General features: G+C 57.1%; 23 protein-coding genes and 1 pseudogene. 6 read left to right on the top strand and 18 right to left on the bottom strand.

Annotated elements, in window-relative coordinates; genetic code table 11:
• Positions 1-193: 193 nt before the first annotated feature.
• A complete protein-coding gene (locus ACQZ5H_RS28600; protein ID WP_112720273.1) occupies positions 194-406 on the bottom strand; it encodes a CrpP-related protein in 213 nt (70 codons plus the stop codon).
• A 594-nt stretch (positions 407-1,000) separates the two neighbouring features.
• Positions 1,001-1,291, bottom strand: a complete 291-nt coding sequence (locus tag ACQZ5H_RS28595) for an integration host factor subunit beta (RefSeq protein ID WP_112720274.1) — start codon at positions 1,289-1,291, stop codon at positions 1,001-1,003.
• 930 nt (positions 1,292-2,221) lie between these two features.
• Between ACQZ5H_RS28595 and ACQZ5H_RS28590 the strand changes: the two genes are divergently transcribed.
• Both ACQZ5H_RS28590 and ACQZ5H_RS28585 read left to right on the top strand, forming a co-directional pair.
• Positions 2,222-4,087 carry a methyl-accepting chemotaxis protein gene (locus tag ACQZ5H_RS28590; RefSeq protein ID WP_449099689.1) on the top strand — a complete coding sequence of 622 codons (1,866 nt, stop codon included), beginning with the start codon at positions 2,222-2,224 and terminating at the stop codon, positions 4,085-4,087.
• A 75-nt stretch (positions 4,088-4,162) separates the two neighbouring features.
• A complete protein-coding gene (locus tag ACQZ5H_RS28585; RefSeq protein WP_449099688.1) occupies positions 4,163-4,504 on the top strand; it encodes a hypothetical protein in 342 nt (113 codons plus the stop codon).
• Positions 4,505-4,791: 287 nt separating this feature from the next.
• Here the strand turns inward: ACQZ5H_RS28585 and ACQZ5H_RS28580 are convergent, their stop codons facing one another.
• The 8 genes and pseudogenes from ACQZ5H_RS28580 to ACQZ5H_RS28545 all read right to left on the bottom strand — a co-directional run bounded on the left by ACQZ5H_RS28580 (position 4,792) and on the right by ACQZ5H_RS28545 (position 13,355).
• Positions 4,792-5,856, bottom strand: a complete 1,065-nt coding sequence (locus ACQZ5H_RS28580; protein ID WP_130284430.1) for a response regulator — start codon at positions 5,854-5,856, stop codon at positions 4,792-4,794.
• 10 nt (positions 5,857-5,866) lie between these two features.
• Entirely contained in the window at positions 5,867-8,053 is a 2,187-nt protein-coding gene (locus ACQZ5H_RS28575; protein ID WP_130284432.1) for an ATP-binding protein, read from the bottom strand.
• Positions 8,053-8,592: a molybdopterin-dependent oxidoreductase gene (locus tag ACQZ5H_RS28570; RefSeq protein ID WP_449099687.1), complete on the bottom strand. Its 540-nt coding sequence runs from the start codon at positions 8,590-8,592 to the stop codon at positions 8,053-8,055. The genes ACQZ5H_RS28575 and ACQZ5H_RS28570 overlap by 1 nt, the downstream gene beginning before the upstream one ends.
• A gap of 191 nt (positions 8,593-8,783) precedes the next feature.
• The gene (locus ACQZ5H_RS28565; protein WP_112720281.1) at positions 8,784-9,518 is read right to left on the bottom strand and encodes a helix-turn-helix transcriptional regulator; all 735 of its coding nucleotides are present in this window, start codon (positions 9,516-9,518) and stop codon (positions 8,784-8,786) included.
• 67 nt (positions 9,519-9,585) lie between these two features.
• Positions 9,586-9,741: pseudogene (locus ACQZ5H_RS28560) on the bottom strand (methyl-accepting chemotaxis protein); the annotation flags it as partial.
• 410 nt (positions 9,742-10,151) lie between these two features.
• On the bottom strand, positions 10,152-11,717 hold the full coding sequence (locus ACQZ5H_RS28555; RefSeq protein WP_130284434.1) for a globin-coupled sensor protein: 1,566 nt from the start codon (positions 11,715-11,717) through the stop codon (positions 10,152-10,154).
• 315 nt (positions 11,718-12,032) lie between these two features.
• Positions 12,033-12,209 carry a Flp family type IVb pilin gene (locus ACQZ5H_RS28550; RefSeq protein WP_130284436.1) on the bottom strand — a complete coding sequence of 59 codons (177 nt, stop codon included), beginning with the start codon at positions 12,207-12,209 and terminating at the stop codon, positions 12,033-12,035.
• Between the two features lie 462 nt (positions 12,210-12,671).
• Positions 12,672-13,355 (bottom strand): CBS domain-containing protein, encoded by a 684-nt coding sequence (locus ACQZ5H_RS28545; protein WP_449099686.1) that lies wholly within the window; start codon positions 13,353-13,355, stop codon positions 12,672-12,674.
• A gap of 693 nt (positions 13,356-14,048) precedes the next feature.
• Here ACQZ5H_RS28545 and ACQZ5H_RS28540 point away from each other — a divergent pair.
• On the top strand, positions 14,049-14,360 hold the full coding sequence (locus ACQZ5H_RS28540) for a DUF5335 family protein (protein ID WP_112720285.1): 312 nt from the start codon (positions 14,049-14,051) through the stop codon (positions 14,358-14,360).
• A gap of 1 nt (position 14,361) precedes the next feature.
• On the opposite strand, the gene ACQZ5H_RS28535 is transcribed toward ACQZ5H_RS28540, so the two are convergent.
• Entirely contained in the window at positions 14,362-14,703 is a 342-nt protein-coding gene (locus ACQZ5H_RS28535; protein ID WP_112720286.1) for a DUF982 domain-containing protein, read from the bottom strand.
• Positions 14,704-15,027: 324 nt separating this feature from the next.
• Between ACQZ5H_RS28535 and ACQZ5H_RS28530 the strand changes: the two genes are divergently transcribed.
• Together ACQZ5H_RS28530 and ACQZ5H_RS28525 are read left to right on the top strand one after the other, a co-directional pair.
• The gene (locus ACQZ5H_RS28530) at positions 15,028-15,675 is read left to right on the top strand and encodes a BON domain-containing protein (RefSeq protein WP_165402773.1); all 648 of its coding nucleotides are present in this window, start codon (positions 15,028-15,030) and stop codon (positions 15,673-15,675) included.
• A gap of 1 nt (position 15,676) precedes the next feature.
• Positions 15,677-16,627, top strand: coding sequence for a bifunctional enoyl-CoA hydratase/phosphate acetyltransferase (locus ACQZ5H_RS28525; RefSeq protein WP_207225221.1), 951 nt, complete (start codon positions 15,677-15,679; stop codon positions 16,625-16,627).
• A gap of 116 nt (positions 16,628-16,743) precedes the next feature.
• On the opposite strand, the gene ACQZ5H_RS28520 is transcribed toward ACQZ5H_RS28525, so the two are convergent.
• A complete protein-coding gene (locus ACQZ5H_RS28520) occupies positions 16,744-17,565 on the bottom strand; it encodes a universal stress protein (RefSeq protein WP_130284444.1) in 822 nt (273 codons plus the stop codon).
• 194 nt (positions 17,566-17,759) lie between these two features.
• Between ACQZ5H_RS28520 and ACQZ5H_RS28515 the strand changes: the two genes are divergently transcribed.
• On the top strand, positions 17,760-18,215 hold the full coding sequence (locus ACQZ5H_RS28515) for a host attachment protein (protein ID WP_130284446.1): 456 nt from the start codon (positions 17,760-17,762) through the stop codon (positions 18,213-18,215).
• Between the two features lie 54 nt (positions 18,216-18,269).
• Here ACQZ5H_RS28515 and ACQZ5H_RS28510 read toward each other — a convergent pair whose 3' ends face one another.
• The 6 genes from ACQZ5H_RS28510 to ACQZ5H_RS28485 all read right to left on the bottom strand — a co-directional run bounded on the left by ACQZ5H_RS28510 (position 18,270) and on the right by ACQZ5H_RS28485 (position 25,734).
• Positions 18,270-20,654 carry a phosphoketolase family protein gene (locus tag ACQZ5H_RS28510; RefSeq protein ID WP_449099745.1) on the bottom strand — a complete coding sequence of 795 codons (2,385 nt, stop codon included), beginning with the start codon at positions 20,652-20,654 and terminating at the stop codon, positions 18,270-18,272.
• A complete protein-coding gene (locus tag ACQZ5H_RS28505; protein ID WP_130284448.1) occupies positions 20,638-21,834 on the bottom strand; it encodes an acetate/propionate family kinase in 1,197 nt (398 codons plus the stop codon). Before ACQZ5H_RS28505 ends, ACQZ5H_RS28510 begins: the two co-directional genes overlap by 17 nt.
• A complete protein-coding gene (locus ACQZ5H_RS28500; RefSeq protein ID WP_449099685.1) occupies positions 21,827-22,150 on the bottom strand; it encodes a hypothetical protein in 324 nt (107 codons plus the stop codon). The genes ACQZ5H_RS28505 and ACQZ5H_RS28500 overlap by 8 nt, the downstream gene beginning before the upstream one ends.
• The gene (locus ACQZ5H_RS28495; protein ID WP_449099684.1) at positions 22,131-23,762 is read right to left on the bottom strand and encodes an MBL fold metallo-hydrolase; all 1,632 of its coding nucleotides are present in this window, start codon (positions 23,760-23,762) and stop codon (positions 22,131-22,133) included. Before ACQZ5H_RS28495 ends, ACQZ5H_RS28500 begins: the two co-directional genes overlap by 20 nt.
• Positions 23,763-23,845: 83 nt before the next feature.
• On the bottom strand, positions 23,846-25,105 hold the full coding sequence (locus ACQZ5H_RS28490) for an MgtC/SapB family protein (RefSeq protein ID WP_130284452.1): 1,260 nt from the start codon (positions 25,103-25,105) through the stop codon (positions 23,846-23,848).
• A gap of 119 nt (positions 25,106-25,224) precedes the next feature.
• On the bottom strand, positions 25,225-25,734 hold the full coding sequence (locus ACQZ5H_RS28485; RefSeq protein ID WP_449099683.1) for an Hsp20/alpha crystallin family protein: 510 nt from the start codon (positions 25,732-25,734) through the stop codon (positions 25,225-25,227).
• Positions 25,735-25,979 lie beyond the last annotated feature (245 nt).

The following is a 25,979-nucleotide window of genomic DNA, read 5'->3' as shown; positions in this document are numbered from 1 at the left end:
TCAAAACGCCAGCTTCGAAAGCCACCTCGCTCGTGAACGGTCATACATACCAAGCCCGCCGACTGCGATAGAGAACGTCAAGCGGCATTACGGATGCAGGGCAGATATCTCGGTCGGTTAACAGCCTTCCGCGTTGCTTTCGGTCCAGGAGTCACTCACACCGGCATCGCCCATCCGCGTCTTGCCCCCAGATTTACCATGCGCCCAACTTCACGCGCGACGCGTCCTCTATTCGCCAGCCAAAGAACCATGCCTCTGCCCGGAACAGCCAGCTTTCCTTCTCGATTTGCGATCTGGCGTTTTCAAGATATGGAAGAACAGGGTTATCGCGCTCGGAGCGCCCCAAGATCCTCGCATTAATGCCCCGCTGTTGCCAATCGAGAATCGCGTCAACGTCAAAGCCCATCCAGATCTCCATGGTTCACGTGACGCCTGAGCCTTGCGTCCGGGCAACTTCTGTGGCCCGCGGCTTGCGCGAAACTTGCATGTTGCCGATCATTCGGCCAAAGCTGCGCGACGGTACGCTAACGTACTGGCAAGTAGCACGCGACGCAGGTATGATCGAATGCCAAACTTGACAGAAATGCCGCACGCACCGTTTTCTGTTCCCAACGCCCAGGCTTCAATAAGGACCCACGCCTGCAAAGCCGAGCGTTAATCCTGCAAGGGTGCTGGTCCGCCTCGGAACGGCGACGTCCCCTGGACGAAAGCAAACCGTCCCCCGAACCGATAATCTTGCGGGAAGGGTTTTGAAATCGAGGACAATAGCCCGGAAGTACACTGTTGCGAGCGCTCGATGCGGCCAAGCGAAGAGGTGCTATGGTGTTTGACAATGAAAAGCCACCAACTCGGCCTTTGCGGACCGTGTCATTGAGGATCAGATCGCCGCGACTGCACCGTCAGGTTTGGCCTTCTCCTTTCGGCGGGGATCGCAAGATATGGCTGGAATATCAATAGTAGGCTGGTCAGTCAGCTGCCGCAAAGCAAGGGCGAAGCGAGCCTAGCGCTTCGCAGGTTCGTTCAGCCTGTCACTGATCGCCTTGCCGGGGCGAAATGTTGGCACCCACTTTTCCTCGACAAGGACCGCATTACCGTTGCTCGGATCGCGACCCGCTCGTGACGGCCGATATCGCACCTGGAAAGCACCAAATCCGCGTATCTCCACACGTTCTCCTCTTTCGAGCGCCTCTGCAATTCTCTCGAGGATCGTTTCGACGATCTTCTCGGCGTCCTGCCGATAAAGGTGAGGGTTACGAGCCGCAACAGCATCGATAAGTTCAGATTTAATCATCTCGATAATCCCGTCCAGTCACTCGTGGCCAGTATCCTGTCATTCCCACCAAGTGTCATTTACATCGCTATTTATGACCGTAGCTGGAGGAAATCCAAGATTTTGTCGAAGCCGAGACCAGTCCATCCCCCGCAAGCGCAGCTTGATTTTCGAAATCGGAAACCATCAGATCTCGACGCGAGCCTCTCGGCGCAGCCGCCGAAAGTCATTCGGTTCCCCGCAGCCAATTTCGACGGTGGTGGCTCGTAATGAGGGTCGACACGCGTCCTTGCACTTTGCTTGTCAGCCGGTTGAATTGGCAGAGGCCGATCTCATCCGTTTGCCAGTAGCGCATGGACATCGATTACGGCGGTCGGACCGCGGAAAGTTGGCTGGATACCGTCTGCAAGGATCGCAATGTACCCGCCCGTGGTTTCGAGAATAGCGAGCTGTGCGCCATTGCAGTCACTGGAGCCCGCTAGGCGACCGAGGTCGTACACTGGGATAACCTCGCCCTTGTAGCAACTGTAGCCGGATGGGCCATGGGCGGAGCGCCTAAAGCTGCTCCATTCCTCCGTGAGCGCAACAATGCGACCTCCGTCGAACTCGAAGCACCTGTCTGCCAAGCGAGCGACACTGACTCCCGGCGTGTGAATTCCAAAAAACACGATCCGCTGCCTCTTATGCCAAATTCTAAAGCCAACACATCGGCAGCAGCATTCGCCGCTCGGCTCATTCATGAGGCCAGCTTTTGCCCGACGTCCGACTTCTATTGCAAACCCTGTAACTAAGCCTTGCTGAATACTCTCAATTTTGAGCTAATAACCAATATTCGGGTTGAAGCCCTAACGATCGGAACGCTTTTTTAATGCTTCCTCCCTAATTCTGGGGCTCATATGACGCGCTGCTAAAACAGAAATCACTCGCGCGCTAAGTCGAGGAAGAAGTTCGATGGGACTTACCATAGCTCAAAAGCTTACGGGATTTGCAGTGATCGTTAGCCTTGGCATCGGCGGCGCCTTGGCGTTTCAGACCATAACAATGTCGCGGCTGAGGGTGACGGGGCCAGTCTACGACGGCATCATCGAAGGAAAGGACCTCGTGGCAGACATCCTGCCGCCTCCCCTCTTCTTTGTCGAACCATATATGCTAGCCAACGAGGCAGCAGTTCAGCCCGAGCTCGCAAAAGCGGCCTTCTCCAAGCTCGAAAGTCTAAAGCGGGTCTCCGCAGACAGAGCGCAACACTGGCGTGGCTCCAACCTTCCAGCCAAGCTCAAGGGAATTCTCGACGGCGATGTTCTCACGACGGGAGACCGGTTCTGGAGTATCATTGATAATGATTACCTTCCCGCACTCGCAGGCGGAGATCAGATCACGATCAACAGCGCGCTCGACAAGCTCTCGGCCACGTTCCATGCCCATGAGGCGGCTGTCCTGAGACTGGTGGATGCGGCAAACAAGTTCGCGGCGGAAACCGAAAGCAGCGCAGATAGCGAGGCAACAGGTCGCAGCGCATTGGCTTTGGCTTTCGGAATCGCCGCACTCGTTCTCTTCCTCGGCGGCGTTCTCTACCTCCGAGTGGCGGCAATAGGGGCAGTCACATCAATAACGAAACGCATGTCTGCCATGGCCGCAGGCGACTTGGCGCAGCCCATTCCATACGCGCAACGGCATGACGAGATCGGCCAAATGGCTGGCGCGCTGGCGATCTTCCGGCAGGCCGCGATCGACAAAATGCGGCTCGAAGAAGAGGCCAATTACAAGCATGCCAAATCCGAAGCAGAACGAGCCGAGCGAGAAGCGCGTACCACCGGCGAGGCGGCAGAGTTAGAACGGATCATCACGACGCTTGGTGCAGGCCTCGCGCGTCTTGCTGACTGCAATATCCGCATGACGATCGACGAGCCCTTCCAAGGCGAGTTCGAGCGCCTACGCCACGACTTCAACACTTCCATCGGCGCGTTCCAAGCGACACTGGAACAAGTTCTCGGACAGACCCGGCAGATCAACGAAAATGGCGAAGAAATGCGCGCCGCTGCGGACAACCTATCGCGTCGGACAGAACAGCAGGCTGCCGCTCTGGAGGAGACTTCCTCTTCGCTCGAACAAGTCACGACTACGGTCAGGCTATCGGCGGAACGGACCCTTGACACGCGCAAGCTAGTGCGTGAGGCGAAGGACTGTGCTTCAACGTCCGGCACAGTTGTCAAGCAGGCTGTCGATGCCATGACGAGGATCGAAACTGCCTCAAACGAAATTGCACAGATCATTGGCGTGATTGACGAGATCGCCTTCCAAACAAACTTGCTCGCCCTCAACGCAGGCGTCGAAGCTGCCCGGGCTGGCGAATCCGGGAAGGGGTTCGCGGTCGTCGCGCAGGAAGTGCGTGAACTTGCCCAGCGCTCCGCTCAAGCCGCCAAGGAGATCAAGGCACTCATCGTCAATTCCAGCAGTGAGGTATCGGAAGGCGTGAAGCATGTCGGTGATGCAGGCCGCGCGCTGGACCTTATCGAAGATTTCGTTATTCGGATCGATCGTAATATCGACGCTATCGCTACCGCTGCCAGTGAACAAGCCGTCGGTCTGCAGCAGATTGCTTCGGCTGTCAACGAGATAGACCAGATGACCCAGCAGAATGCGGCGATGGTCGAGGAGACAAGTGCCGTCAGCCATTCTCTTGCAGACGGCGTCCGCAGACTAACCGAGCTTGTGGGGCGCTTCAAGCTCAATCGAAGAAAGGCGATCCGCGAACCGGGTTCCTCGGCGAGTGGATACTCAGGGCAACAGAACGCTAGGAGTTGGACAAACGCGGCTTAAACGCCACGGCCCTGCGGAGATGCTGATACCGCGGGGCCGCTTTCAGACTGACTGACATTCTATGCCAGTGTGACGATGACCTCAGACCTTCTTATCAAGCTCGAAAGACTACCCGCGCCCGCTCTCCTGGTCGGAGCAGATAACCTCATCGTCTTCGCAAACTGGAGCGCGCAGGAGCTACTCCTCGACATCGATGTCACAGATATGCCGATCACAGGATTCCTCCGGGACTGGAAGAATTATAGTGCAATGGAGATTAATCCCGCGACGATGATCGTGGAGGTACTCCTAAAGACGGGTCAATCGATGTCGATGCCCGCCGCCTTCTTCACGACGAAATACCGTTCGCAACCTGTATCCGGAGTCGTGCTTGTGCCGAGCGCGGGATCCCAGATCTCGGCCCATTGGCTCGGTTGAGAATCCAGGCTGCCGATCCGACTTGCGGATCGTTGCGAACGGGTAAAGCCAGCGAGTTGCGCCCGCTCCTCCGTGCCGAGCTTCCTTAGCTGAAGCTCGAATTTTCCAAGAACCGCTCGCCTTCGTCATTGTCGATGTCTTCGGCGGCGACGGCTGTCTTGAGACCCACGTTCTCCAGCTTTCGGAAAGACCAATCGACAAACGCCGAAGTATCGTGCGCATTCTCAAATGCGTCGTTTTGATTGGGTCCTGCGTCGTGGAAGATAGTCGCATTTCAAGGTTGGCCGTCATGCAACAATCGGCAGAATGCCATGCCCAGCACTGTCCTGCAGCAACGCGCGGATTACAAGGATCTCGCCGAGAGCCCCTTCAAACGCCGCGACGCAGGCGGGGTCAAACTGCGTTCCGGATCTTTGCCGGATGTGAGCGCTGGCCTGACTGATCGACCAAGCTTCCTTGTAAGGACGTGCAGTCGTCAGCGCATCGAAATTGTCGGCAACAGCGACAATGCGCCCAGCGATGGGTATATCTTCACCGGCCAGACGATTGGGGTAACCTTGCCCGTCCCACCGTTCGTGGTGGGTCGCCGCGATCGTTGCGGCCAGGCGCAGCAAGCTGGACTTCGATTCGCGAAGAATGTCGCAACCCAACATCGTGTGACGCTGCATCGACGCGAACTCCTGCTCGGTCAGCTTCCCCTTCTTCAGAAGCACCGCATCGGGGATTCCGACCTTGCCGATATCGTGCATAGGCGCGGCAAGCCTGATGTCCGAGCATTCCTGCTGCGAAAGGCCCAGCGCCTGGGCGATCAGCTGCGAATATTCTCCCACTCGCTTTGTATGCAGCCCCGTTTCGGCATCCTTGAAGCTGGCGGCGATGGAAAGACGGTCGATGATCTCCTCTTCGCGCTCGCGGATCTCGGCTGTCGCCTTGCTGACTTCCTTACGGAGCCACTCGGCCTTGTCCGCCAGCTTGTTGCGAGCGTCCACCAGCGAAAGGAGATTTTTGATCCGAGCCTGGAATTCGAGCGGGTTGACGGGCTTGTTGAGAAAGTCGATCGCGCCTGCATCGAGACATGCCATTCTGGTAGCCATGTCGGTATCGGCCGTAACCATGACAAACGGCTTTCCCTTATAGCGTTCGAACATCTCGATCTCGCGTAGGAGTTCGACGCCGTTGTAGCCAGGCATCTGAAAGTCGATGACGGCGATGTCGAAATCGACCCCAGGCATGGAGGCCAAGACTTCTGCCGGGTCGCAGAATGGAAGCGGCTCGCAGTCCGGAAGCTTCTCAACGAGCTTCGTCAGCAGCGCAAGGTTTGTCCTGTTGTCGTCAACGAGAAGAATACGCATTCATTGCTCCTTAAGCGGCATGCATGCGCCGCTGTTCATCGACCGCTCTTTTGATGTCGAGCAGCTCGCTACTGGTAATGACGGTGTCCTGGCGCAGCCTTTGTGCCATGTCGGCGATGGTCTGCATGCCAACATTGCTGGCGGCGCCCTTCAGGGAATGAAGCTGTCGGTCGATGCTTTCTGGTCTCCCACCGCGCATGTTGTCGGCGATATCCGAGAGGATGGCGGCGGCATCGCTGAAGAAGGTATCAAGCAGGTCGTCAAAGACATCCCTTCCCAAAACGTCGATGATTTCCTGCTGCCTGTCGTTGACGCTGCTGGCGGCAGAGATGCAGGGCGCCTTGGCTTCGAGCGCGTTGATGATCGACCTCAGCACTTCCAGCGTGATCGGCTTCGGTCTGAAGTCAGTCATGCCTGCGCCTGCGCAAAGCGTGCGGTCTTCGTCCGAAGCGTTGGCGGTCATGGCAACAATAGGAACAGTTGAAGACGTTCCTCCCAGGCTGCGGATCTGGCGCGTCGCTTCGATGCCGTCCATGTTCGGCATCTGCATGTCCATCAGAATGAGGTCAAAGTTTTCGTCATGGACCTTTTGCAAGGCCTCGCGTCCATCGTTCGCTACGACGACAGACTGACCGAGATGGCGAAGGAAACCGCAAGCGACCTGCTGGTTTACGAGGTTGTCCTCGACGAGAAGCACCCGGAAGGACGGACGTTTCTCACTGAGATCGCCGACCACCTCCTCAGTCTTTGCGGCGGCCGGAGGAGCTTCCACCGCCAAAGCCGGAATCTCGAACCAGAACGTACTGCCTTCATCCTTTCGGCTGTGCATGCCGATCTCGCCGCCAAGAGCGTCGACGATCTCCTTGCAAATGGTGAGGCCAAGCCCTGTGCCGCCGTATTTGCGGCTGATGCTGGCATCGACTTGGGAGAACGGCTTGAATAGCTTCTTTTGCCCAATTTCGTCGATGCCGATCCCTGTATCGCTGATGGATATTCGAAGCCGCGCGTTCCCTTGATCGTCTTCCACACCCGACATCTTCACGACAACGGCACCATTGCTGGTGAACTTGATCGCGTTGCTGAGCAGATTCAGAACGATCTGCCGAACCCTGGTCGCGTCGGTCAAGATCAACTTCGCTGGTCCGGCGCCGCTGATGTCGGTGACAATCGTGTCGCCGTGCTCGGCGGCTCGGTCCCGCATCATTTCTATCGCGCTAGACAGTAGCTCACGAACGTCCGTGGGGGCCGGACTTACATCGATGCGTCCGGTCTCCATCTTGGCGAAGTCGAGAATCTCGTTGAGGATCTCCAGAAGCGTCACGCCCGATCGTCTGATCGTCTGAACACTGCCTCTTACAGCCTCCGGAAGAGCACCCAGTTCCAGGAGCTCTGCGGTTCCGAGAATAGCGTTGAGTGGGGTGCGCACTTCGTGTCCCATCGTCGCCATGAACTGCGATTTAGCACGGTTGCCGGCTTCGGCCGCGGCGTAGGCGTCTGTCAATTCTCGTGCCATGCCCTCGAAGGCAAGCGCCGCGGCTCGCACGGAGCGGAGCTGCCGGCGCAAAGAGAAGACGAGCACACCGATCGAGCCAGCAAGGAGCACGGTGACCAAGCCCGTGCGGATCTGCAAAGACTCTAGGTCATTGCGCGCATCGGCGCGGTCTGTGCTGACTTTGTTGTTGGCGCTGGTCAGCAGGCTCTCGGTTTTACCGACAAGATCGTCCAGCCCACCGGCAAAAGCGCTAAGATGGCTAAGGTCAGCCTCGTGTCCCTTTGCCAGTTCGTCGAACCAGGCAGCCTGCATGAGCACCATCGGCTCTATCGTGGCGACGAGCATCCGCAGTTCCGGATTGTCCTGCAGCCGCAAATCGAAGTTAGCGCGTTTAAGAATGCTCATCCTCGAGTAGAGGATGTCATACCGCGTCGACAGGCTCTTAAACGCGGAGGCCGACAGATCAGCGCGCGCCACCATCACATTGGTGACCTCACGCAACGTGCGTGCTTCGCGGTCGAGTTGATAGACGGACCAGAGGGCATTTTCCCTGACCCCGTCCTGTAAGGCCTCGTATCGTCCGTAGATGCCCGAAAGAAGATAAATAAGGCCGATCAGCAGCATCGCCGCAAAGGCTTGAAGGAGAGCGGTGGCCTTGCTGACCCGCCTGATGACGTCTCCGTTCTTCCGGGCACTTTCGTTCATCACTCGGCCTCGATCGTCTTTATCTGCCAGACAGAGCGGGAGAAGTACTTTTCGTTATAGAGCGAGCTGTCCTTGTCGAAGGGATAGACAAGAAACAACGGTCCCTTTTCACGCACCGACATTGGCTGGCCGTCCATGCGTGTTGCAAGCATCGTGTCGAGGCCGGACGCATCTTCGACCGGAACCTCTGCAGCGTAATCGTTGAGTGCGACGACTTTCAGACGGGTCGCATGCGCTCCGGCAGCGTCAAGGACGGCGCGAAGCAGTGGTCCAGAAAATTCCACCTTGCCTGTGGTCCAAGGTGTTTCCATGCTTCCCCTGCGCCCCTGCAGTGCTTCTAGCATTGCCAGATCAAACTGAGCGGTATTGTCGACATTGGGATGATCGAGCTTGCCTTTGACGGTGAGAATTACCTCTCCTTGGGGCAGTTCGAGCGAAAGAGAAACGGCAGGCATCGCAGCGGCAAGCGCCACCGAAAGAAACAGTATTCTCATGAAGATAGCCTTGGATTGGCAGGTCGTGCCAGGGACAGCATTCATTCGTCCAGCGAGTCGGTGAAAGGGTCACCGTCGGGAGCAGACATCATGTCAGCTTCGGCTACTTGGCCGGGACACCCCAAATCTAGGTGTGATATCTCAATGAATCATGAATCTAATAAAGCAGCTTCGAATGAAGCCCTTATTCTGGGGCAGCGTCGCTTGCCAGGGTTAACAATGCATTGAAAGAGAGCTCAGGCGATGAGCCGCCTACGGATGGCGTCGGCGATCGCCTGGGTTCTATTGGCAGCCCCGATCTTTTTGGTCGCCGACTTGATGTAGCTGTTGACGGTATCGAGCTGGTAACCTGTCGCCTTACCGATGCCCTCGCTTGTCAATCCGAGGCTGGCCTGGCTCAGGCAGGCGATCTCGCCCTTCGAGAGCTTCATCTGATCGGCGGCAAACCTGTCCAGAAGCGGCTTTGTGAAGGTTGTATGGATTGCTTCCGCCACAAGCGACAGGAATGCGACCTCGTCGTCGTTGAAAGGAACCTCGCGCGTTACTCCGACCGCCCCGTATACGGTCTCATCACGCATGATCGGAATGAGTGTCCGGTTGTGCACCCCGAAAGTGCGCTTCAAGTAGAGCAGCCGCTGAGGTGTCTCGTGATCCGGTGCAACCTCATGCTCCCTGACGACCGAGTTGGCTGCGCGAGCAGCGTGAATGAATGGATCATTTTTGAATATCTGGTCTTCCATGTAAGCCTCCACGAAGGCCGGGGGAAGATCGGTGTCGATGGAAAACCCTTGGCCGAACCTATAATGATCGACGTCCAGTCCAGAAATGAAGATGTAGTCGAACGGGACCGCGTGACGCAGCCGGTCGATCATGTCGATGCGCCCGAAGTACCGATGCCGAGGCACCGATCTCAGATCCACGTAGTCGTCCAGTGCCTCGGGGTCGAGGACGGAAAGGGCGCTGACGGGCATGGCGGCGGCTCCGATTTGTCGGTTACCGACTATTGGCGCTCAGATCCTAACAAAAGGTTAAATTGCCAATGAGGCTCGTAATCTCCTTCGCTGCGTTGGCGCAACATCGCGCCATTTGACGCACCGCGCCGGCTATGACAGCAAACTACATTCTGGCCTCCCTGGCACGGGCAGCCTCCACACCAGCATTGAGAGCGGGGAGCATCGTTTGGAAGGCAATCTCAATAGCATGTCGATGATCGCTCCTCATCTCGCACCTACGCGCGCGGCGATTTTTCCACCAGCCGGCCGAAAGGTGTCTCTCTTCTCACGCGCGTAACAGCCCATGCTCAGCCAGCCGTGTGATGGGCTCCATCACAGCTGTCACTGCGCTGGTGTCGATCACCGCATCTCCCCATGGCCCTCCGTCGCCGCTCCCACATACGCGATCCCGGCAAAGAAGCTTGTGATCCGGATCATCTGATGTTTCGGATCAGGGTGGAGCCTGCAGACTTCGGAGATCAGAGCCGCGCAGGTCGTTTGCACTGCGATCAGGCTCTGCGCCAATTGCCTGGTCTGATCCACTAGCTGGCCGAGGATTTCTCCAACCATCTGCGCTGAGGATCTGCCCGTTATCCAACGCGCTCCCAGCTCCTAGAATTCTTGCCACTCGGATGGTGCGGCGCCCCCGACGACCTTTAGAGAAGCCCGCACCGACGCGTCGAAAAGCTGCGGACGCCGAGGATCACTTCGACCCCGCCATATGTCGCCCACCTTGAAGGTGCCGACCAGGGAAGAAAGACGAGACGCCTCCTCGGAAAGTTTGCTGGTTGCAGCCGACGACTGCTCGACCATGGCGGCATTCTGCTGCGTGATGGTGTCCATGTTGCCGACAGCAGCGTTAATTTCGTCGATCCCCGTCGCCTGCTCCTGAGACGATTTTGCAATCGACACCATGTGTCCATCAATGGCTGTCACCTGATCTCCGATACTTCGCAACGCCGCTCCGGTCTTATTCACGAGACCGACGCCTTTAGCGACATCAGCTGATGACTTGCCGATCAGCACACTGATCTCCTTGGCTGCCTTGGCGGACCTCTGCGCAAGTTCTCGGACTTCCTGCGCAACGACCGCGAAGCCCTTGCCCTGCTCTCCGGCGCGGGCTGCCTCTACACCTGCGTTCAGCGCAAGGAGGTTAGTCTGAAACGCAATTTCGTCGATGACACCGATGATCGCCGTCATCTCGTGGGAGGAAGTTTCAATCTCGCTCATGGCGGTGACCGCCTGCTCGACGACGGTTCCTGACTGCGCAGCCTCTGCTGCCGATCGCCGGACAAGCGCCTGGACCTCCTGGGTTCGATCCTGCGCCAGCTTGGAGATCGTGCTGATCTCTTCCAGAGCGGCCGCGGCCTCTTCAAGCGCGGTCGCCTGTTTCTCCGTCCGCTTGGCCATGTCGTTGGTTGCTGCCGAGATCTCGTGGGATTGGCTGGAGACCAGTTCGACTGTTCGCCGGATCTCGGAAATTGCTGCCCCGAGACTATCTAGTGACGTGTTGTAATTGTCTTTCAGCGACTGGAAGTTGGCGGCGAGCTCGCTGTCGATCGGAGCTGTGAGATCTCCCGAAGCAAGTGTAGCAAGGGCGCGATCGAGTGCGGACAGCGCGAATTGCTGTTCGTCCTTGAGCTGAAGCTGCTCGCACTCCGCTTTGGTCCTTTCCTGTTCGAGAACCTCCAGATAAACAGAGATCGCGTAATCCATGTCAACTAAGGCCGCCTTGACTACGGCTGAAATCCCGTCACCAATTTTCTCGCGCTTGCCTCTCGCCATGAAGCCCGGCAGCTCGGCATCCACAACCGATCGAATGATACTCTCCAGGATTAGCGCATATCCGCCGATGTACCACCGTGGCTCCAAGCCAAGTCTTGCGTGGGTACGGCCGACTGCCGTCACGGCGTCGACGTAGCCGCTGTCAAATGTCGCCGATGCGATGGTTTCCCAATGTCTGACCTGACGCTCCTTAGCGTGCTGAATGTGGGCTTCACTTGCAAAGAACTTTGCAGTTTCCGGGTTCACCTTGGCCTTCGCGTAGAAGACATTCAGTGCCATGTCCAAGGAAGCCTCGATAGTCGTTGCAAGCCCAGACAGCGCTTCCCGCTGCTTCTTATCTAGACCGACGAAATCAAGACGCTCTACGAGCTTTGCATGTGAACTTTGTGTCATATGTTTCTCCAGAACTTGTGCCCGCCTACATTACGGGCGCGGTTAACGGTCTGGTCGTCGATAGCGTAGCGGTGCTTCTCCGGCCGGGTCATGATATTAGGTGACAGTCTTGCTTCGGATCGGCGGGCTCGTCGTGGCGACTTCCACGGGCAGACACAGATGAGTTTCCAATCTCGCTCTTCAATCATTTCTTCTTCCGGGCGCAGAACGTCACGCACATCGTGCAGGCGTCTGTGGTCACCTCGCCTTTATTGGTTGGTTTTATGGGTTCATCCCATTTGCCCAGTTGATACTGGCCTCCGGGCGGCGCTCACGTCACTGGGGCGCGTTGCCGAGCACGCCCGCGACACTTGAGAAAAGGCTGTCGAGGTTGCCACCGAGTGATGTCGCTCCTGCAACCAGTGCCAGCGAGAGCAAAGCCGCTATCAATCCATATTCTATCGCAGTCACGCCGTTTTGGTTGATGGGAATAGAATTGGCGAACTTGCTCATGTGGCTTCCCAAGCGATGCTTCAAGGCATTAGCGTTGCCTTGCCCCAATAGTAGGGTTTGATAGTTTCATATTCGTTAACGCTAAATCGCGCCTTGGTTGGTCTAGCAGATCAAGTTACGGCCAATGCCACCTTGGTACGCGAGTTCTGAGCACGCGAAATTCCTTCCGTCGCAGAGGCGCAGGAAAACTCGTTTGCCGAAGCCGCTCACGCCTGACATTGTCCGATGATCTCCCAAGATCGAGCGGTCACGGCGCCGACCAAGACCGCTCAATCTGGTTGCGGGATGTATCTGACGTTCCTTTGACCCACAACACGGCCGCGAGCATTCCTAGCATTCCAATCAGGATCAAAAGCAGCAGCCTCGATAACAAGGCGTCGATGATGGTTCGGAAGATGGCCACGAACGTGTCTCACAGGTTGTCGAGCACCCCACCTGTCCAGCGGGGCATCAAGAGCTCGCCTATGGCTTGAAGCGGCTCAGCATGTGGTAGGCGACAGTGATCTTGGTCACGACGCCCTGGATGCCTCTGACAGACTCCGCGGCGACCCGAGCAGCGTCTTTTTCGATTTCGCTGTCAACTTCACCACATAAGGTGACAATTGCTCCGGAGACAGATGCCTTAACGGCAGGTCGCAAAAGTCCGAGCTCTGACTCCAGGCGGCTCTGCACAGCCGTCTGAAGAGCTTCGTCGCCCGAGGCGGTGCAGTCTTTTGGGACATCAAGCAGCGCGCGCATCAGGTCCCGTCGACTTATAATTCCGACGAGCTTTCCGGCATCAACGACTGGCACGTGCTTCACCCCGTGGGCTTGAAGAAGCTCGGCAAGCTGACTCGCCGTAGCAGTCGATGTGGCACTGATCACTGGCGACGTCATGACGTCTTCGATACGCCAGCTCCTGGCCTTGATGTAATCAGCGAGCGCGCTGTCGCGGTCACGCGTATGGGGGACAGGATGCCGTGCCCATGAGGAGGCTACGCGGCGAAGCAAGTCGCCCTCGGTCACAATCCCGACGACGCGGCCGAGGGCATCAAGCACCGGCACGGCACCGATGTTCCTCAGATTGATGATCTCGACCGCGTCGCGAACGTTGTGCCCTTCTTCGATCGTCGTTACTGGGCTCGTCATGATGTCTTTGGCCAGCATCGCACTCTCCATCGCTTCAAAGGATTGCAGTAGAGCGGCCTTTCAAGGCGTTGTGCTTTGACGTGGATCAACTTAATCCGCACTTTGGGTAAAGAGACCTGACGTTCCGCCTCAAGGGGACACGTGGATCGTCCCCGGTGGACGCTGCAGGAACTGAATACGCCAGGTAGAGATCGTCCCTCAAGAATTTGACCAAGGACAATGGACCGGCGTTGCAACTAGGCCATTTTGTCGTGGAAGCGATGATGCTTCGCTGTTCCATAGGTGGATCATGAGCCATACGGTACGAAATCTTATGTGCTTTGCGGGCGTGGCAGTCTTTGCGCTTCTCGCATTCTCTCTGTACCAGTCGATCCGATCGCCGGTGCCGGTTGTGACCCCTCCTGCCGCGTCACAGACTGAAACTCCTGCAGGTCAACCAGCGCCGACGCCTCCTGCGAATTGATATAGAGTTGCTCTCGTCATACGCACTGCTATCGGGCCAAAGCGCTTCATGTATATAAGCGATCTTTTGGTTGGAATGTCGCGATTTGCCGACCCGGTTGCTACCGTTGGGGCGGGATTGGTCGGGTGAGAAACCGACGCACTGCTCGCAACTTGACCTTCGTCAATGACGCGACTGGCCCAGCTGTTTCACAACAAGCTTAATGCCGCGCGTCCGTTCAGCCGGCAAAGCAAGGAAGGAGATTTGCAATGTCGACAACCGTGCTAGAGCAGCAGAAGTGGCCGGAGTTCTTCCAGAACCTGCCGCGAACCATCACCGCGGATCAGATAAAAATAGAAGTCATTGGTGCGACTATCGGTAGCCAGACGCTCGCATCGCATAGACATCTGCACGGAGTGACCTTCGAACCAAAGCAATCTTTGCTCGAAATTCAGATGGAGGGTATGACGCACGTCATTCGAGATCCCCGGGAGATCTTTATTGATGAACAGGAGGGTAAAGTTGTGGCTATCCAGGTGATCGGCCCGGACGCGCTTCAGCACATCCTGACATTCGCCTAGATCAGTCCAGGATCGCATCTTCGGCGGCCTTGCCCATCCGTTGCCCTAAAGCTTCGTTCTCCTCGGGCAAAGAGTGCGGGTTTGGCGCGCATACGGTCATGCGAGCAGCAGTTACGGCGTGAACGAAGGCCTCCCTTGCGGCATACGAGGAGACATGGCCGGCAATTGCGGCGGCACAGATCTCCTTCGCGAATGCATGCAGGGTTTTTGGTCCTCTCCAGTTCTTCGACAGAAATAACAGTGCCGCCTTTGGGTTTTGGATGGCTTTCGGAGTTTCGATGCCAGCCTGAACGAAGACCGGATGCTTCCAGTCGTGTGCCCCTTGCGCTGTCTCGTTGGTCATTTGCCCGGCTCCTTTGCGTCAGCCGTTTCACGAACGGAAAAGCCAATTCCTTAATAAGGCGGATTTTCGGCAAGGGGCATTGATGCCGGTCAACCAGGATGTGTGCTGCTTGCAACTTTCCGATATTCACGCACCAGCCCTATGAAGCAGGCTCGATACGATACTTTTTCCGGAACGCGGCTGACGCCCTTCAGACTGAAAACGCTTGCAGCGCCTGCAACGCCTTTCGCCTTTCGCCTTGACGCAGCGCAATGTAACGAGGCCGGGACAGGTGCATTCTCGACGATGAGGCAAGCAGCCTTGGTCAAGTTCACGGAGGAAGATATGACTGATTTGAAAATTCGGCAGGATGTGCTCGATGAGCTGGCGTTCGAACCGAGCGTCGACGCTGCAAATATAGGAGTGTCCGTTGAAGACGGTATAGCAACCTTAAGCGGGCATGTGACTTCTTACGCCGAAAAACTCGCAGCCGAGGATGTCGCGATGCGTGTTAAAGGTGTGCGCGCGGTGACTGTGGACATCGAAGTGCGTTATCCTGAACGCAAGCAACACGCCGACGACCAGATCGCCTCCCGAGCGCTCGACATCATAACTTGGAACACGGCCCTGCCAGAGGGGCCGATCCACGTCAAAGTCGAGGGCGGCTGGGTCACCTTATCCGGTGATGTTCATTGGCAGTTCCAAAAGACTGCAGCGGAGGAAGCGGTCCGGAAGCTTGGAGGTGTGCGCGGGGTCATCAACCTCATCGCTGTCCGCCCCGGGCCGACCGTCACTGACGTGCGTGGCCGCATCGAAGCGGCGTTGCGGCGCAACGCTGAGGTTGACGCAGGAAAGATCTCCGTCGAGGTGCATGATCGCAGAGTTGTCCTGGAAGGAGGAGTTCGCGCCTGGAACGAACGCGCAGCCGCCGAGCGCGCAGCGTGGTCCGTACCCGGAGTTTCGGCGGTCGAGAACCACATTCGGATTACCTGAATTGCAAAGCAAACGGCACGGACGCTACGATCGGTTTATTGCGGCAGCCCGCGCCTCGCCCCCGCTGCGGACCGGCATTGTGCATCCATGCTCTGCTGAAGTGATCAGTTCCGTCGTTGGCTTGTCGACCGCAGGCATTTTGGATCCTGTCCTAATCGGCCCACCACAGAAGATCACTGACGCCGCAAAGGCAGCCGGCGTCAGTCTTGAAGGGTTACAAATCAAATTCGTCGAACACAGTCACGCTGCGGCTGATCTCGGTGCCGAACTCGCTGCAAGTGGCTCGATCGACGCTCTCATGAAAGGCAGCCTCCACACCGATGAATTGTTGCAAGCCGTTGTGGCAAGCCATCGCCTGAGGACAGAGAGGCGAATGAGCCACGTATACGTGATGAATATCACAGCATATCGAAAATTACTTGTCGTCACTGATGCGGCGATCAACATCAGGCCTGACCTGGAGCAGAAGCGTGACATCTGCCAGAATGCGGTCGACTTCTTGCACGCGCTCGGGGTCCGCCAGCCCAAGGTCGCGGTCCTGGCTGCCGTAGAGACTGTGAACAGCGAGATGCCGGCGACGATCGATGCCGCCTGCCTCACCGTCATGGCTTCGCGCGGCCAGATCCGTGGCGCGGTGATTGACGGCCCACTGGCGCTCGATAATGCAATAAGCGTTGAGGCGGCACGGATCAAAGAGATTAGATCAACAGTTGCGGGTCACGCCGATATTCTGCTGGTACCAGATCTTGAGGCCGGGAACATGCTCGCCAAACAACTCGTTTACCTCGCCGGGGCCGACGCCGCGGGGCTCGTGCTCGGCGCCAAAGTCCCGATCATACTGACAAGCCGCGCAGATCGCCCATCATCTCGTGTAGCGTCTGCCGCCATTGCCAAGTACATTGTGAATTCCAAGCGTCTTCTGGGCCGCTCCGGCAGTGCCGGCTGGACCTGAAAACGGTGATCAGAAAATGGATCTCGGCGTCGCCTGAACGTCACTCGATCGCTGCACAGGCGCACTATGGAAAGATCAACGGACAACTGCTTCTTCGGGAAGGACCGGCGGGTCGATCAGTTGGAAAACAATCGGTTGAACGAATTATCCTCAAGCAGCCACCGCGTTACGCCCCCGAATAGCCATTCGCGAATACGACCGTGGCCATAGGCGCCGGCAACGATTACGTCAGCGCCTATGGAGCGCGCAACGGTGGTGATCGTCGCTCCATCGGTCAAAGTAGGGCGCCATTCGCTCATCAGTCTGGCGGGGATGCCGTGCGCGATCAGACATCTGATGACGTCCTCGACCGAACCGTCCTTTTCACCCTCCTCAGCGACGGAAAGCACGACGACATCCCTTGCCTTGACAAGAAGAGGGAACGCATCTTTGACTGCATGTCTTGCTTCTTTCGTGTTTTTCCAGGCGATCAGCACGACCTCTCCAGAACATGGTCTCATCAATGCGCTCGGCAGGAAGACGGGCCGACCCGCTGAAACCAGGAAACGCCCCACGTCGATCGTGCGTCTTTCGTCGAAAGACTGCCAAGGTTCGGGAGGAAAGATAATCGCCACGTCGCATCCGCAGATGCGATTGAGCATCACAGCGGTAGGATTGGCAATCTCGCTCGTCCAATTGAACTCCACTGAGTTGGGCCGGTGCTCCTGTGCCCTGGCCTTCAGTTGTCTTTGCTTTTCCTGGATAGCTTGAAGATCCATCATAGTGGATTGCTCGCCGAGCCCCGACTGCGGTTTTGTATTCAGGTCGGAATCTGGTTGCGCTGCTGTGATGAACCGAACCTCAGCACCAAAGTTCGAGGCGAGGCTATAGACGAACGCGGCGCGCCGGCCTGCTTCCGAGCCGATGTCGATGTGAGCCGTTATTGTCTTCCAGGTCATTTTCGCGTCCTTGAACGGTGAGGCTCCAGCTTTGCTTAGAAGAGCGACCCTTTCATTGACAGTGGTCAAATCCCCAGTGCTTCATCGCCTCCCACCGGTGAGCTTTCAGCCATTCTTTGATCCGGAACAAGGTCTGTCATCTGAATTGAGTTCAAACTTTCAATAGAGGTTTGGCAGCTATAGAGGATAAACCGATGAAAAACGTTCGAATTTCAAAGGGTGCTCTGGTTCTCGTTTGCGACGGCGGTCGCGCAATTCTCCTACGAAATGAAGGAGATGCGAACGCAATCAATCTTGTCGTGGTCGAGCACCTGGCGGACGGTGCCGGACGCACGAGTTCACTCGGATCAGACAGACCAGGAAAGATCGGAACGCCTAGCGCAAGAACACGCCGGGCAGCGTTCGACGAAGCCGATCTTCACGCCGAAGCCGAACGGCGTTTCCTGTCGCAAGTGGCGACGAATGTGGCCCATCGGTGTGATGAGGACAAGATACCTGGCATCGTCGTTATATCGCCGCCGAGGGTCTTGGGCCTGGTGCGCGAACTTCTGCCCGAAAAGACAAAACAATTGGTCCTGGCCGAAATCGCAAAGGACCTCGGCAAGAAACCGGTTGCAAGTATAGAAGACTATTTATCAAGACTTGGTTGATGGCTGCGGAGCATTGCACCGCCAAAGACCATCGCAGCGATTTCCGGAACTCCATCATGGCGACCGCCTCCACCGCCAGTTCTGAATGTCCGGCAGGTCTTCGCCATATTGCCGAACGAAAGCGTGATGGTCTTCGAGTTTTGCCTTCAGAGCCACGAGGACGTGAGGGACCTGCTCTGCAAGACCCGGAACGCGGGCGATGGCTTCAATAGCAAGATGATAGCGGTCCAGTTGGTTCAGCACGGCCATGTCGAAGGGGGTCGTTGTCGTTCCCTCCTCCACGAAGCCGCGGACATGGAAGTTGCTGTGATTGGTGCGTCGGTAGGTCAGTCGATGGATGAGATAGGGATACCCGTGATAGGCAAAAATCACCGGCTTATCGCGCGTAAATAACGCATCGAAACGAGAAACTGGGAGGCCATGAGGGTGCTGCTCTGGATCCTGAAGGGCCAGCAGATCGACCACGTTTACGGTCCGAATTTTCAGATCAGGGATTGCCTCGTGCAGCAGCATGACTGCAGCGAGCGTCTCCATGGTCGGCACGTCACCGGCACAGGCCATGACGACGTCCGGCGAAATTGTCCCCTGCTCAAAGCTTGCCCAGTGCCAGATGCCGGCTCCCGCCTCGCAGTGAGCGATTGCCTCGTCCATTGGCATGTATTGTGGCTCGGACTGTTTGCCGGCAACAATAACGTTGATGCGGTCATAGGTCCTGAGACAGTGATCTGAGACCCACAGCAGTGTATTGGCATCCGGCGGTAGGTAGACGCGAACGACGTCGGGCTTTTTGTTGGCTACGAGATCGACGAAGCCAGGGTCTTGATGAGAAAAGCCATTATGATCCTGGCGCCATACATGCGACGTCAGCAGATAGTTCAAGGATGAAATCGGCTCGCGCCATTCGATTGTACGAGAGACTTTCAGCCACTTTGCGTGTTGGTTGAACATCGAATCGACAATGTGGATGAAAGCCTCGTAACATGAGAAGAAACCATGTCGCCCGGTCAGCAAATAACCCTCTAGCCAGCCTTGGCAGAGATGCTCGCTCAACACCTCCATCACACGACCATCACGGCCAAGATGCACGTCATAATCTTCAATATCCTGCATCCAAATTCGAGTGGTCGCTTCGAACACTGCGCCCAGGCGGTTCGACTCCGTTTCGTCTGGCCCGAAGATGCGGAAGTTGCGATCCCTTGCGCTCGACCGCATGACTTCACGAAGATAGCGACCGAGCACCTCGGTCGACTGGACCTGCGGCATTCCGCGGTCTTCGACCTCAACGGCAAACGCCCGGAAATCCGGCAGCTGCAGCTGGCGGCGCAACTTTCCGCCATTGCCATACGGGGTCGCCCCCATCCGTTTTGCACCTTTTGGTGAGAGAGCGCGCAGTTCCGGCAGCAAGCGTCCCTCGCCGTCAAACAGCTCTTCCGGTCGATAGCTGCGCATCCATTGCTCAAGGATCTGACGGTGGCCAGCATCGTCCCTGCAGTTGTTGACAGGCACCTGGTGTGAACGCCAGAAGCCCTCGACCTTCTTGCCATCCACTTCTTTCGGGCCGGTCCAACCCTTAGGCGTTCTCAGGATGATCATCGGCCATCTCGGTACTCCAACCGGATCATCGGCCTCTCTTCCATGGCGCTGCAAGACCTCGATCAGATCGAACGCTCGATCCAGGGCAGCGGCCATCTTCGCATGCATACTTGCAGGATCACCTCCTACGACGAAGATTGGCTCGTAGCCCAGGCCGTCGAACAAGCGCTCCAGCTCATCATCGCTCATTCGCGATAAGATCGTCGGGTTTGCAATCTTGTAGCCATTGAGATGCAGTATCGGCAAGACCGCGCCGTCGCGTGACGGATTGAGAAACTTGGTCGAGTGCCAGGCCGCGGCAAGGGGGCCGGTCTCCGCCTCGCCGTCACCCACGACACAGGCCACAACGAGATCGGGATTGTCGAATGCAGCTCCGAACGCGTGGACTAAAGCGTAACCAAGTTCTCCACCTTCATGTATCGAACCGGGTGTCTCCGGGGCAACATGGCTGGGAATGCCTCCCGGAAAGGAGAATTGTCTGAAGAGCTGGCGCATTCCATCGGCGTCCTCGCCGATCTGCGGATAGACTTCTGTGTAGGTGCCTTCAAGGTAAACGTTTGCAACCATCCCAGGTCCCCCATGGCCGGGACCACAGACGTAGAGGACATCCCGATCTCGAAGATTAATGACCCTGTTGAGATGCACGTAGACGAAGTTTAGTCCAGGCGTCGTTCCCCAATGACCAAGGAGACGAGGCTTGATGTGACGCGGTTGCAACGGCTCCCGCAGCAACGGGTTATCCATGAGATAGATCTGACCGACTGACAGATAATTCGCTGCCCTCCAGTAGCGGTCCATAAGTTCGAAATCTACCATTGGCGCGTCTTTCTTAACCTCGTTCTTCATCATGGCTTCCTCTCAAAATCGCTTGCGCTAAGATGCTGACTGCTTCATCAGCGATGACCTGCTCCTCGTCAGTGCCTATTACCATTGCGGTAACATCACTATCGCGGGCACTGATCACCATCGTGTTTGCTTTGTTGGCGGTCTCGCTCAACGAAAGCCCCATCCATGAAAGATGGCGGGCGACGCCCCTGCGGATTTCAGGCTGATGCTGCCCAATGCCTGCAGTGAACACGATCGCGTCGACCCCTCCAATCGAGACGGCGAGCCTGCCGATTTCACCCGCTATTCGAAAACAGAAGAGGTCTACCGCCTCTCTTGAGGCAGGCTGGCAATCCTCCAACAATACCTTCACGTCGCCGCTCTTGCCGGACACGCCGAGCAGTCCGCATTTGTGGTAGAGGAAATTTTCGAGATCATCGGCATGCCGGTAGTCGTGGCGTAGCAGATGGATGACAGCGCCCGCGTCGATCGCCCCCGGTCTGGTCGCCATCGGAACTCCGTCGAGGGCAGAAAAACCCATGCTCGTGTCAATACTAACGCCATCGACCATACCGCAGAGGCTGGCGCCGCTCCCAAGGTGGGCACAGATAACCCGACTGCTTGCAAGATCCGGATCGAGCCTGCGCAGGGCTCCTGCAATGTACTTATATGACAGCCCATGAAAGCCGTAGCGCCTAACGCCGGCGTCATGAAGTTCGCGAGGGATTGCAAACCTCGATGCCAAAGAACTTTGAGACGCATGGAAAGCTGTATCGAAAGAGGCTGTCTGAGGCAGACCAGGATAGATTTCCCAAACCGCCCGTGCAATTTCGAGTGCCGGCGGAAGATGCATTGGTGCAAAAGGAGCAAGCGCCTCGATCGAGGCCAGGACATCCTTGCCAAGTTGAACCGGCTGATCGAATTTCGGTCCGCCGTGGACAATGCGATGGCCTGCAAAGACCGGTATCGCGCCATCTGGAAGAAGGTGATCGACGACCGCCTTAATCTGAGACTTGCGGGTTGATGCTCCGGACAACCTGACGGTCTCGGCTCGATCATGAATCTGGAACGAGAAATTTTCGCCATCGCCGAAGCTCATGGCACCCCCACCGATGCGAACACCCCGACCATCGGCCAGCCTGAAGAGGCCAAGCTTCAAACTCGACGACCCAGCATTGAAGGTCAACGCGTATCTATCCATCCGCCGATCTCCCGGGTGGCTGTGCCAGACGCGTGCGCGCCTCAGCCAGCGCTGCTTCAAACAGCTCCCGAGCATAGCCCATCGCCGCCTCCTGTTCGTCTTTCGACAGCGCAAACGGCGCGCATCTTTTCTTGAGCTGTACAAAAACAGCTTTTTTGACGCTACGGATCGTGTCAGCTTGCTTTGAAGCGAGCAAAGCACCCAGACACTCGAGGGCCACGACCTCAGAGACAACCAGCCTGCCTTGTATCTCGCCGATGGTTGGAATAGCAAATCGCTCCCCGCCCCGCTTCCAGTCACGTTCGGTGATCAGCATCGCCTTTTCCCTTCGTCTTGCTCAAAGGAACCTCATCTGCGTCGAGAGCGGCGCGCAGCCGCCTCAAGACGATCGCCCTGCCTTTGTCCTGTGCAATCGATTTCAATCTGTCTGAGAGATCGAGCACGAAATCCTGGAGGTCATTATTCCAATCCGCGTGACCGGGAATTGACGGCTGGACGCGCGGGGGAGCGTTGGCACCGATCAGCCGGGCACCAGTTGGCGAAAGCTCGAACGAATCGTCAAGGGATGGGCAGTATGTCGTTACTTGCGTCCGGGACGCCAGCCGGTCGCACATCACCTTTCGCGCAGCGTCCTCACCGTGCACGAGGAACAGACCTTTCTTGACACCGCGTTTGCCAATCCAGTCATCGAGCTCGCTGGCGTCGGCATGACCGCTATAGGCGTCGAGCGTCCGAATTGCAGCGCTGACATGGATCTCTTCGCCTTGAATGCGTACCGTGCTGGCACCGTCCTGTATAATTCGTCCAAGTGTTCCGGCGGCCTGGAAGCCGACGAACAGAACCGTACATTCTGGTCGCCACAACCAATTTTTTAGACGGTGGCGGATCCGGCCTGCTTCGCACATACCGCTTGCGGCGATTATGATATGGAATTCCTTCACGAGATCGAGCGCCTTCGACTGTTCCGCGCTCTCGGTGAACCGTACGTTGGATGCGTTCAGAGCGCGAATGAACGCTGACCCGTTGGGAAGCTCTGCCGCATGCCTCTTGAACGCTTCAGACGCTCGTGACGCGAGGGGCGAATCTATCACCACAGGGCATCGCGCCACCACATGTTCGTCCATGAGCGTAACGAGATCGGTCAGTACTTCCTGTGTTCTCTCAACGGCGAAGGATGGGATCAGAAGCACCCCGCCCAGGTCCGAGGCCTTGACAACGATATCTTTCAGCCGATCCCTTCTCTCGCTCATTGCGTACTGCTCTCGCTCGCGGTCGCCGTAAGTGCTTTCGCAAATCAGGTAATCCACCCGATCGGGGCCGGTGGGACGCGTCTCAAACAGTTTGTTCGCCGCACCAACATCGCCGGAGAACAAAAGTCGGATCAGCTGCTCTACGCCCATGCACTCGATCTCGATTGAACCAGAGCCCATCAAATGCCCGGCATCCCATATTCTAAACCGAAGGTCTGGCGCGACCTCACGCCACTCGCCGTAGGGAATTGGGACAAACTGCGGCATCATTCTTCGCGCGTTGTCCGCGGAATAAATGGGCTCAACGGTGCCACGCCCGCGCCGGCGGTTGCGTCGGTTGAGCTGCTTTACCTCGGATTCCTGTATGTGCCCGGAATCTTGCAGCATGATGGCGCAGAGATCGATTGTCGCTACAGTTGCGAAGATCGGTCCGGAAAATCCTTCCTTTGCAAGCTTTGGCAAGAGTCCTGAATGGTCGATGTGAGCATGTGTGAGAACAACTGCGTCAAGTTCGGCCGGTATAAACGGGAACGGCTTGTAATTCAGCTCCTTTTCCGACTTTGCACCCTGAAACAATCCACAGTCTACAAGTACACGCGCGGATGGCAATTCAAGCAGGAAGCAGGACCCTGTCACACAGCCTGCAGCGCCATAGAAGTGAAGGATTGGAAACGCCATGGTAACTCCCCGTCGTCATAAAAATGATAGTGGGATGGTCAGCGGCGCGCGTTGACGAAGGTCAATCAGGACCTGGCACGCTCTTACAGCCAATGGTGACTAACCTGCGGAGCGAAGGCGACGCATCCGAGCGTGATGGCAAGCACGCAGACAGCGGCAAAGCGGGCGCTAAATCGGGCAGGCGCGAGCAATCCTGCCAATGCAACCTTGCCTAGGGCGTTTGCTGCCATTGCGCTCAGGATAGCCTGGGCGACGACATCTGGGCCAATCTGGCGAGTTCGTCGAAGCGCTGTCAAAACTGCCACATCTACGTCGAAACTCCCAGCTATTGCTGAGGTGAAAGGAACGGCCGGGGTCCCAAACCGTTCTGTCAGAACCTCGCTCAGCATAAGCGTCGCAACAAAGATCGCAGCGAAAAGTGCCAGCGATCGAACTTCGAAGGGATTTTCAGGCTTGAGACTAACGTCTGCGACCTCCGATGAGCATCTGGCGAAGAACCAAGACCCAAAGACAAAGGTTACCATCCCTGTCGTCGCCGCCAGCGCGATCTTCGGCAGCACAGCAGGACTGATGACCGCAGCCAGGAAGAGGACGCGCACAATCGAGATTGAAGCTGCCAGGCACGCAGCCCCCACCAGTTGCCTCACGGCTGAAGAGCCATTTGCCGACCGGGCCAAGGTGAGAGTAACGGCTGTCGAGGACACGAGTGCGCCGGCTGCGGCTGCGATCATCCTGCCCTCCCGTTCACCGAAAAGGCGAACCGCAATGTAGCCGATGAACGAGATGGTGGCCGTTAACACCGTAAAGAGCCAAACCTGGAAAGGGTTCACCGCCGCGATCCCGCCAATTTCCCTGTCCGGTAGGAGCGGCAGCACGACAGCAGTCATAAAGGCAAGCAATAATGCGGATCGCAACTCCGGCCACGTCAAACGCTTGAGGAAGGCGTGAAGAAAGTCCCGGCTCGCCAGCAAGGCTGCCAGGGACGTGCCGCCTGCGGCCGCAGCCGTCGGACTGCCTGCGACGGCCATAGCGCCGAAGCCGAAGACGCAGAGTGCGGCGATCACGGAGGTAACGCTGTAATCGTCGTCGTCCATTGCTTCGCGCAGTCTGAAGAGACAAAAGATTACCGCGAAGGTTATGAAGCTGCAGGCAAGCAGCAGGGGAGACGATAGTTCGCGTGAGAGAGCTGCCATTGCACCGCCAAGCAGGCCGGAAATTCCGAAAGTTCGAATCCCGCCGGTCCTGCTACCCTCCGGAGCATCCCGCTCCTTCCAGCCCCGTTCGAGGCCTACGAGCAGGCCGATGGAGAGTGCCAGAGCCAATCGTTCAATTGCTAGATCCATGGCACTTCTCGTTCGAAGAGTTGGGCTTCATGCTTCAAGGCAACCATCGCGCAATCTCGCGGATGGTGGAGAGGTAGGCCCCATCCCTCTCCACCATCTTGGACGCGAGACCCCTCCGTTCAGGCAGCCTTGATCTCGATCTTCTTGTCCTTCTTCAGACGTTCCGGTGTCTTTGGCAGGATAATTTTGAGAACGCCCTTGGCAAATGTCGCCTCAACGCGATCGCTGTCGACGCCACGTGGAAGTTCCAAGCTCCTTTGGAAGGTGCCAAAGCGACGCTCCGACACGTAGTAGTCCTTTTCTATGTCCTGTCTCTCCTCGCTCTTCTCGCCCTTGATGGTGAGGACGCCGTCTGCGAGCGTGACATCGAGGTTCTTCGGCTCTACCCCAGGAAGTTCGGCCGAGAGTTCGAAAGCTTTGTCCGTCTCGACAAGATCGATGGCCGGAACGCCACGGCCGAAGGCGCTCGGCACACGTGCGAACGCTCGATCCAAAATCGAAGGGCTGCCGAAATCACTGAACACGCGATCAATTTCTGCGCGTAGACCATCGAGGGGCCACCAACGATCGGTCGGGACCGGCGCTTTGGCCTCGGTCTTCACGGCTAGCTTCGTTGCTGTGTCTGCCATCTTCTATCTCCATCCATTAGCTCCGCCCTTACGGCGGCGACGACACATTCAAATACCTGCCCCATTGCTGGTCCTTGACGAACGTCAACTGCGAGAGCGATTTACCAAATCGCTCGAACAACGCCTTGCTTGATCGAGAACAAATGCAGTGTTGATTTCCACTGAGAGCTGACCCGGCGCAGCGTAATATTTCCATTGAGAATTGACCCATGTTTCAACCGTCCCTCGCATGTTTTCAGCGGGGG

It is taken from the genome of Rhizobium sp. 21-4511-3d (assembly GCF_053522545.1).
Note: the sequence above shows the minus strand (reverse complement) of the source record. Positions and strands in the feature narration are given on the sequence as shown.